This window comes from Photobacterium minamisatsumaniensis, assembly GCF_050336695.1.
Classification (GTDB): Bacteria; Pseudomonadota; Gammaproteobacteria; order Enterobacterales; family Vibrionaceae; genus Photobacterium; species Photobacterium minamisatsumaniensis.
Genome location: NZ_JAKJSI010000078.1, coordinates 1 through 9442 on the forward strand (window position 1 = coordinate 1; position 9442 = coordinate 9442).

General features: G+C 43.8%; 7 protein-coding genes. 3 read left to right on the top strand and 4 right to left on the bottom strand.

Features of this window, described 5'->3' with window-relative positions:
• The 3 genes from L4D78_RS27670 to fhuB form a co-directional block, all read left to right on the top strand.
• The coding region (locus L4D78_RS27670) for an ABC transporter ATP-binding protein (RefSeq protein ID WP_428469898.1) at window positions 1-720 on the top strand (720 nt) is incomplete at its 5' end.
• Window positions 714-1691: an ABC transporter substrate-binding protein gene (locus tag L4D78_RS27675; protein WP_428469899.1), complete on the top strand. Its 978-nt coding sequence runs from the start codon at window positions 714-716 to the stop codon at window positions 1689-1691. The genes L4D78_RS27670 and L4D78_RS27675, both read left to right, overlap by 7 nt.
• A complete protein-coding gene (gene fhuB / locus L4D78_RS27680) occupies window positions 1691-3664 on the top strand; it encodes a Fe(3+)-hydroxamate ABC transporter permease FhuB (protein ID WP_428469900.1) in 1974 nt (657 codons plus the stop codon). Before L4D78_RS27675 ends, fhuB begins: the two co-directional genes overlap by 1 nt.
• Window positions 3665-3745: 81 nt before the next feature.
• On the opposite strand, the gene L4D78_RS27685 is transcribed toward fhuB, so the two are convergent.
• The 4 genes from L4D78_RS27685 to L4D78_RS27700 all read right to left on the bottom strand — a co-directional run bounded on the left by L4D78_RS27685 (window position 3746) and on the right by L4D78_RS27700 (window position 9285).
• Entirely contained in the window at window positions 3746-4951 is a 1206-nt protein-coding gene (locus tag L4D78_RS27685) for a NupC/NupG family nucleoside CNT transporter (RefSeq protein ID WP_428469901.1), read from the bottom strand.
• A gap of 288 nt (window positions 4952-5239) precedes the next feature.
• Window positions 5240-6178 (bottom strand): LysR family transcriptional regulator, encoded by a 939-nt coding sequence (locus tag L4D78_RS27690; protein WP_428469902.1) that lies wholly within the window; start codon window positions 6176-6178, stop codon window positions 5240-5242.
• A 221-nt stretch (window positions 6179-6399) separates the two neighbouring features.
• Window positions 6400-7761, bottom strand: a complete 1362-nt coding sequence (allB, locus tag L4D78_RS27695; RefSeq protein WP_428469903.1) for an allantoinase AllB — start codon at window positions 7759-7761, stop codon at window positions 6400-6402.
• A gap of 60 nt (window positions 7762-7821) precedes the next feature.
• Complete coding sequence (locus L4D78_RS27700) at window positions 7822-9285, bottom strand: allantoin transporter (RefSeq protein WP_428469904.1); 1464 nt, start codon at window positions 9283-9285, stop codon at window positions 7822-7824.
• Between the last annotated feature and the right edge of the window lie 157 nt (window positions 9286-9442).

Genomic DNA, 9442 nt, shown 5'->3' on the forward strand with positions numbered 1-9442 from the left:
CTCTCAATTGATCGACTCACAATTGATACCAATGCCTTCACCGTCGTATTGGGTCATAACGGCTCTGGTAAATCGACCATGGTAAACATTCTGGCTGGGCAAATGCCTCCAGATAGCGGTACCATTTCACTTAACGGTGAGCAACTGCCGTCATTGAGTGCAAAAACACTCGCACAAAAAATTGCCTTTCTTCCGCAGAAATTACCTGATGTAGCTGGCCTAACAGTAAAAGAGCTAGTCCGCTTAGGTCGATTCCCATGGCGTGGTACGTTCGGTCGTTGGAATAAACAAGACAACAGTATTATTAACCAAGCGATGCTGAAAACCGACACCGCAAAGTACGCCGATAGCCTTGCTGACCAACTCTCTGGTGGTGAACGGCAACGCGCTTGGGTCTCGATGTTACTAGCGCAGGAATCGCCAGTCTTAATCCTTGATGAGCCGACTTCAGCCCTCGACGTTGGGCATCAATACCAACTCATGGAGTTATTGAGCGAACTCAATAAGACCACAGGCAAAGGTGTAATCGTAATTTTGCATGACTTAAACCTTGCACTGCGTTACGCCACCAATATTATCGCCCTGAATAAAGGCAAAATTGCCTTCACTGGCCCACAAGAAGTGCTATTGAATGAGCCAGCATTAAGTGAACTATACGGTGCCGACATTCAATTAATCGATCACCCTAACCAACCCAATAAAGTGGCTGTTGTATGTTAACTGCTAAGTCAAAACTATCATCTATTTCTCGCAGCCTCTCTCGGTATCTAGCCATTGCGGTGATCACTCTTTCAGCAGCCAATGTATCTTATGTATATGCCTCAAGTTCCTCGACAATAAAAAAGGTTGAGGTAACCGATAGCCGTGGGGTACACCAATTAGATCAGCACCCACAACGTATAGTGGCACTCAACTGGGATATAACCGAGCAGCTACTCGAGCTTGGTGTAACCCCCATTGCGATGCCAGATATGGCTGGTTACACCGAATGGGTGGTGAAGCCAGCATTACCTGATGATATTGAAGACATTGGTACGCGCGTAGAGCCCAACTACGAGAAGATTGCGAGCCTAAAACCAGATTTAATCATGATTGCTTCACCGCAGCTTGATTTACTACCACAGCTAGAACGCATCGCCCCAGTCATGTTCTATCAAACCTACAGTGGCGATCATAACAATGCTGAAGCTGCAATTGAAAACTTCCGTCATATTGCCAAGCTCGTTGATAAAGAAGCAGAAGCTGATGCACGCCTAGCGCACATAGAACAACGTTTTTCAGAGCTTAAACAGCAATTAGAAACAGCGTATAACGGTAAGCTACCAAAAGTTGCAACACTGCGTTTTGCTAGCACGACCTCGGTTTATCTGTATGGTGAAAACGCCATGTCTCGTTTTGCACTCGCTAAATTGGGCATCGATGCAGCTATGCCACAACCCAGCAACCAATGGGGAGTTAGCCAAAAGCGCATTACAGATCTACAGCAAGTCGGTAACGGCACCGTGCTTTATTTCCTACCGTTTGCTCAAGAAGAGCAGCTAAAAAAATCAGTTATGTGGCAGGCAATGCCATTCGTTCGCCAACATCGAGTAAACAGTGTTAATGCAACCTGGAGCTACGGTGGCGCAATGTCGATCTTGTACATTGCCGAAGCATTAACAGCCAGCTTACTTGAGATCGCACCAGAATAATGATCAGATACACAACAACATTTTTTCTGCTGTTTATAGCAGGTGTCAGCACCTTACAAATTGGTGCTGAATTAGCTCTTTCTGAGCAAATGAGCCTGTTATACGGCCAGCTTAATGGCAGTCGTTTTGCCGAAAGCTTTGCCGAGTTCATGTTCAGCTACTCACAACTTCCACGCTTAGTCATTGCCTTAATGATTGGTTCAATGCTTGGCCTCGTCGGTAGCTTGATGCAACAACTTACCCAGAACCCAATGATGTCACCGCTAACCTTAGGTACATCGTCTGGTGCATGGCTTGCATTGGTAATTGTGAATGTATGGTTCCCCGAACTCATTGCAGATTACAGTGCGCTTGCCGCTATGTGTGGTGCCATGCTCACCATGGGGTTAGTGATCCTTATTGCGGGGATAAAAAACCTCAGTGGTTTGCCTATTGTTCTATCAGGTATGGCCGTCAACATATTGCTAGGCGCAGTAGCTACCGCGATTATTCTGCTTAATGACCAATACGCGAAAAACCTATTTATATGGGGAGCTGGTGATCTTACCCAAAACGGCTGGGATCAAGTGCTTTGGTTGCTGCCTCGACTTTCAGTAAGCCTCGTGATTTTATTTGCAGCACCACGTATTCTTGCCGTCATGCGTTTAGGACAGCAAGGTGCGGCAGCACGAGGACTGAATGTTATTCCGGCATTTCTGGTATTGATCGCTTGCGGGCTATGGCTTGTTGCTTCATCTATCACCACCGTTGGGGTAATTAGCTTTATTGGGTTACTTGCACCAAATCTTGCCCGATCATTTGGTGCTCGTACTCCTAAAGATGAACTGCTTTATAGCATGCTACTAGGCGCTTTAATGCTGCTCTTAACCGATGGTCTTGCAATTGGATTAAGCCAACTATCAAATGACATGATCCCAAGTGGCACAGCGGCCGCCGCCATTGGCGCACCAGCGCTGATCTGGTTTACTCGCCGCAAGATGAAAGCGCAGGATCAACTATCAATCAAACTGCCACCAAGTCGCGATGCTTTACCTACATGGGCATACTCTGCATTAAGCTTGATAATAATCGGCTTATCAACCATTACCCTCTTGCTGTCTATCACAGAGCTTGGGTGGCAAGTTGCACTACCAACTTCGTTCAGCTGGGAGATCCGTTGGCCTCGACTTATGACAGCATTAGCCGCAGGCGCTGGTTTAGCCGTTGCCGGTACAATTCTACAACGCTTGATTTATAACCCATTAGCAAGCCCAGATATTCTTGGTATTTCGGCAGGGGCAACGTTCACTTTGGTGGCAAGTAGTGTATTTTTCGGCACCACGATTTTCGAAAGCGGCCCTATTGTCGCCTTTGCTGGCTCAATGGTGGTACTTAGTTTGATCTTGTTCTTTGGACGTCGCCATCAGTTTGCCCCTTCAATGCTGATCCTTACCGGTATTGCGTTAACAGCCTTAATTGAAGCACTGGTACAATTTGCCCTTTCGCGCGGCACCGACGACGTTTATACCATCTTAGGCTGGCTAGCAGGCTCAACTTATCGCGTGACACCTACAGGAGCATTAACCCTATTTTTGGGTGTTGCAGTATTAATCGGTTTTGCAATTGCTACTTCACGCTGGCTAACCTTGATTTCAGCAGGTCGCCAATTTGCGGCTGCTCGCGGATTGAATGTATCTTGGGCTTTTACCCTGCTTTTGTGCTGTGTTGCCCTACTATGTGCCTTGGTCACTACCACGATGGGACCAGTGGCCTTTATCGGCCTACTAGCACCACATATGGCTGTCATGATGGGTGCAAAAGCAGTAAAAGAACAAATCATCGTTGCTGCTTTAGTTGGTGCGAGCTTGATGGTCTTTGCTGACTGGCTAGGCCAAGTCATTGTCTATCCAAGCCAGATTGCCGCAGGTACGTTGGTATCAGTTATCGGTGGCACATACTTCATTCTTTTACTGATTAGAGGGCGTATGCAGTAACGGCTTTTGATTCATAATCGAAACAAGTTCAAAACAGAAAAAGGGGCCCAATGGGCCCCTTTCTTTATACCAATGCGTTAATTACAGCGACAAAATCACACCTGCAATTGCAGCACTCATCAAGTTTGCGAGCACACCAGCAGTAATTGCACGGAAGCCCATTTTAGAGATAAATGTACGACGCTCTGGTACCAAACTACCTAAACCACCAATCAAAATCGCCATGGTCGAAATATTTGCGAAACCACACAGTGCAAATGTCACGATCGCAATAGAGTGATCACTTAGCTGATCTTTAATTTCCATTAGTTGAATGAAGGCAACAAACTCATTCACAATAATTTTATTACCGAGCAACGAGCCTGCAAGTACCGCCTCATTCCAAGGTATACCCAGCAAGAATGCTACTGGTGCAAACACATAGCCAAGGATCAGCTCAAAACTCAGCTTAATGCCAACAAAGTCACCAATCTGGCCAAGCAAACCATTAAGCAAAGCTATAACACTGATAAAGGCTAATAACGTTGCACCTACTGCGACGGCAATACGTACACCAGACATGGCACCGTCAGCGAGTGCTTCCACCACGTTTGTTGCGCGAGGGAGTTCAACAGACGTGATCTCATCGGCATCAGTGACGCTGTCACTCGGTGGAACCATCATTTTCGCCATTAACAAGCCTGCGGGAGCAGACATGAAAGCAGCAGCTATTAAGAAATTAAGATCCACCCCTAGCGAGGCATAACCCACCAATGTACCACCAGCAACAGAAGCCAAGCCACAGGTCATGACAGCAAAAAACTGTGAATCGCTCATGTTCTTTAGGTAAGGCTTAACCACAAGCGGGGCTTCTACCATTCCAACAAAAATATTAGCCGTTGCAGATAGTGATTCTGCACGCCCTGTTCCTAAGAAACGCTGTAGACCACCACCAATGAAGTTAATCACTTTTGGCATCAAACCAATATGGTAAAGCGCTGAAATTAACGCTGAGAAAAAGATAATGATCCCAAGAACATTAATAGCGAAAACAAAACCTACACTGCCCGTTGCCAAGCCTCCAAACAGGAAAGCAATGCCTTCTTGTCCATAATCAATCACACTAGAAACACCTGCGGTAACAGCGTTCAACACTTCTTTACCTGCTGGTATATATAGCACTAGCAGGGCAAATACTATTTGAAGACCAAAGGCCAATGAAACGGTTCTGAAAGGAATATTGCGTCTGTCAGTTGATAGTAAGTAAGCAAACAACAAGATGGCAACAATACCAAGAAGTGATGTCATGAGATAAAACCTGTGCTCTCGTGAATAATGCGGCGCATTGTAGAGAGCAAAGGTTTGCGTGCAAGTGCATGATGCTGCCAAGGTGTAACGGCAAAGCAACGGACCTCAGCAAGAACAAAATAACTATATGATTATYAATATTTTTTTCACAGCAAGGCTTCGATTATTGCCATATGGAAAAGATATTTATGCCATTGCGTATAATTGAATAAAGCCATTGATTAAAAAGCCCGCGCTATCATGGCGTAAGTTTGATCTGATTCACAGTTTCGAGACTGTTTATTGTAGCTAAAAAGTGACCCATTTCATCAATGATTTATCCCAGTATGGCTGCTCACCAATATGCGCACGGAAGAATTCAACCACAGCACTTATTTTACGAGGAAGATGCTTTCGGCTTGGATATACCGCATAAATGGGCATCTTTTGGCTCGCCGTCCAATCAGGTAATAACTGGATAAGTTTGCCATCATGAAACTCATCGGTTAATAGATAACTCGCTAAGTACGCAATACCCCACCCTGAAATAGTGGCGTCACGCACTGCTTCCGCCAAATCAACGCGGTAATTACCGGAGACTTTAATGCACAATGACTCGTTACCTTTGGTAAACGCCCATTGGCTATAATCACGCTGACGACTTTGATAGGTGAGGCAATTGTGATCCATCAAATCATTTGGATGATAAGGAATAGGCTTGTCGATGAGATAGTCTGGCGATGCGGCCAAAATAAAATGTGAATCGGCTAACCGCTGTGCCACATACCCTTCTGGTAAATGTTCATAATTGGTGATCCACAAATCTAGCCCATCTTTTAACATGTCGGCTTTGTGATCAAACAAACTCACTTCAACTTGAAGCTCTGGGTATTGTTGACGCAATGTTTCGATAGCAGGAATAATGTGCAGAGTTCCGAATGACTGTGAGAGCCCTAGTCGTAATAAACCTGCAACCTCGTCACGTTCATCATCCATCATATCGCTGGCATCAGAAACAGCATTACACACCTGCTCGCAATAACCTGAAAAGCGAACTCCGGCCTCTGTAAGGGTTAGCTTACGTGTTGTACGCTGAACCAGTTTGACATTAAGTTCAGCTTCAAGCGAACCAAGCTGCTTGCTGACATGAGATGTAGATACACCTAATTGAGACGCGGCGGCGGTAAAGCTACCGGCTTTGGCTAAGGTATGGAAAATAACCATTTGGCTGGCACGGTCGTGCATCATGCTACGCTACCTTGGTTGAACTCTGATATTAGGGCGAGCTAGTGTAATGGGCATTCGAAAAATGTCACGCATAATACTAACTAAGAGCCTAATCATGCAGAGGTATCTGCTTCAACACGTATTTAGGAAAATACCGTTTCATCACTCATCAATATTATAGCCACAACAAAAAGCGGACTTTCGCCCGCTTTTCAATTTACCTTTTTAAGCCAGTAACTTACTTATACAGTAAGAAACTCACCTTGGTGAGGGTTCGAAACACCTTCACCCAGCTTGTAAATAACCTGACCACGTAAAACGGTTGTTTCTACCTGTGCACCGATATCACGGCCTTCATAAGCACTGAACTTATTGCGATACTCCAGATCTTCCGACGTTAATACATACGACGAATTAGGCTTGATGAGAACAAAGTCTGCGTCTTTACCCACTGAAATACGCCCTTTCGTTTCTAGGCCAAACAAATCGGCAGGGTTTGATGCCATCACTTTCGCAAACTCAACCAATTCCATACCACGCTTTTGAACCGCCTCATCGAACATAATATCGACGCTGTTTTGTAGCGCTGAGATACCGCCCCACGCTTTAAAGATACCGCCTTCTTTTAGGTCGGCAGTACAAGGCGAGTGATCAGATGTTATAAAATCAATCTCACCACCAAGCAGTTTGTCCCATAAACGGTTCTGGTTATCTTTATCTCGAATTGGTGGCGAACATTTAGCTCTAGCGCCAATAACTTCGAACTCATCTTCATCAATGGCAAAATAGTGACCACAAGATTCACATGTCACTTTTTGTCCCGATTGACGCGCCTTCGTCACCTCTTCAACAGCTTCAGGGCTGCTTAAATGACATAGGTGAAGCTGACAACCTGTCTCTTTTGCTAAAAATATTGCACGACGCACCGCTTCAACTTCAGTAAATACTGGGCGTGTCGCGACATAATCTTTTGCTGAATCTTTACCCGCACGAACCGCATCTTTACCTAGCTCATCACAAATTAAAGCATTCTCTGCATGAATACAGAGTATTTTACCTAGGCGAGCCAGCTCTTTCATGCCCATGTACAGTGAATAATCATTAACATTACAGAAGTCACCTGATTCAGGATCTGGTGAGCCGCATGTTGATAGGAAACACTTATAACCCACCACACCTTCTTCAGCCAGCTCATGCAGGCGGTCGATATTATGGGGAACAAGGCCGCCAAGTGATGCAACATCAACACTTAACTTGCCCTTGCCCGCTTCATATTTCACATGCAGTGTATCGCGGTCGATTGTAGCTGGCATTTGGTTAAGCGGCATCTCAATACATGTTGTTGTGCCACCTTTCGCAGCTGCGCGTGTTCCGGTTTCATAACCTTCCCAATCACTGCGAGGGCCACCAGGATCGGTAATATGAACATGTGCATCCACCATGCCAGGCGATACAATTAACCCTTTCGCATCAATTTCTTTATCTGCACCAAACAAACCCTGACCAATGGCGGCAATCACACCACCTTTTACCGCAACGTCTGTAATTAGGGCTTCTTTTTCTAAAATAACAGTACCGTTTTTAATTATAAGATCGTAGGACATTTTTTTGCTCCAGTTATTTGAATAATAAATTAACAGTAAATATTCATGAATAAATTTAAATTATTGGGTGTGAGTATGCAGCTCAGAGTGTTTTTCTTTGCCCCACATTGAACCGAGCGAGTACAAAGTAAACGAAAGTGCTACACCAGTAAACCATGACACTTTTGAGAATATTGATAAGGCAGGAATAAATTCACCACCTGTGGAGAAAATCACAGAAATAATAGTAACGCCGAATGCAAGCGCATTAAAACCATTTTTATAATATTTATAATCACCCTGTTTAGTATAAAGCGTATCAAGATCAATATTACGACGCATGGTAATAAAATAGTGAGCCAACATAACACCGATAACAGGCCCTAATATACCGCCAATAATATTCAAAAACATAAAAATACTGTCTTGATTTTCCATCAACTTCCATGGACATATAATCACACTGATAAAGCCAGCAATCATAACACCTTGACGGTAGCTCAGTTTTGGAAATACTGCGGCGATTTGATAACCCGCTGGAATGATATTACCTGTTGCATTGGTTGATATTGTTGTCATCAAGATAACTAAACCAGCAAATATTGAAACAAATATACCATCCCACTTATCGATAATATCAAGTACATTCCATGTATCAGTCCCGTAATGAATACTCGCACCGGCTAATACACACACACTTGAAATCGCAAACAATAAATAAGCAATGATTAATCCAGCCGTTTGACCTTTTGCTTGTGCACTAAAGCTTTTTGCATTTTGGGTAAAGTCAGAAGCACTCACTGCTGGCGCCGCCCAAACAGCAACAATGGCATTTATTACCACAAAAAACTGGAAAGCTGTCCCACCACCATCTTGAATTTTTGATGGCACATAGTTAATGATATTCTCAAACCCAGCAAGTGAAATTGCCCAAATAGCCATTCCACCAAACACGAGGTAAATACAAGGATTAAGTATGGCAGTGAACTTATTCAGTATCTTACCGCCTCCAAGTCCGATGACCATATTTATTGCCCAAAACAATAAAAAAGCAATTAAACCAGGCATGCTAATACCTAAGAATTGTGCATCACCACCAATAGCCAGAAACGCAGGCCAAATTTTGCCAATGATGATAAGCAAAGCGATTGAGCCTGCATAGTTCTGCAGCCCAAACCACATAATTGCCGCAACACCACCTCTTAACACGCCTGGTAATAATGCGCCACGTACACCATATGATGCACGAAGTATCATAGAGAAAGGAACGCCATATTTGGAGCCAGCAGCCCCATTTAATACCATTGCGCCAGCAATAATTAAACTACTAATAATAATTGCAGCCATGATACTAACGGTACTTAAACCAAGAACAAAGAACCCTCCAACGGCAACATAATTTGGCACGTTATGTACAGAGCCCTGCCAAAGGGTGAAATAATTTAACTTCCCCCATGTTTTATCAGACTTTTGTTTCGGCAATAGATCATCGCTATAACCTCTAGATCTATACTCTTCTAATTTCGCATCAGATATTTCACTCATTCCTAATCCCTTATTGTATGGAACTAATTTCACATTATTAAAACTTTCAATATCACCAAATGACAATTAACTTGCATAGTTGTTTTATTTAAACCTTTAACCATTCATTTTTAAGTGCTACTGGTTTATCAAACTATAAAAATCAACATATGTAGTT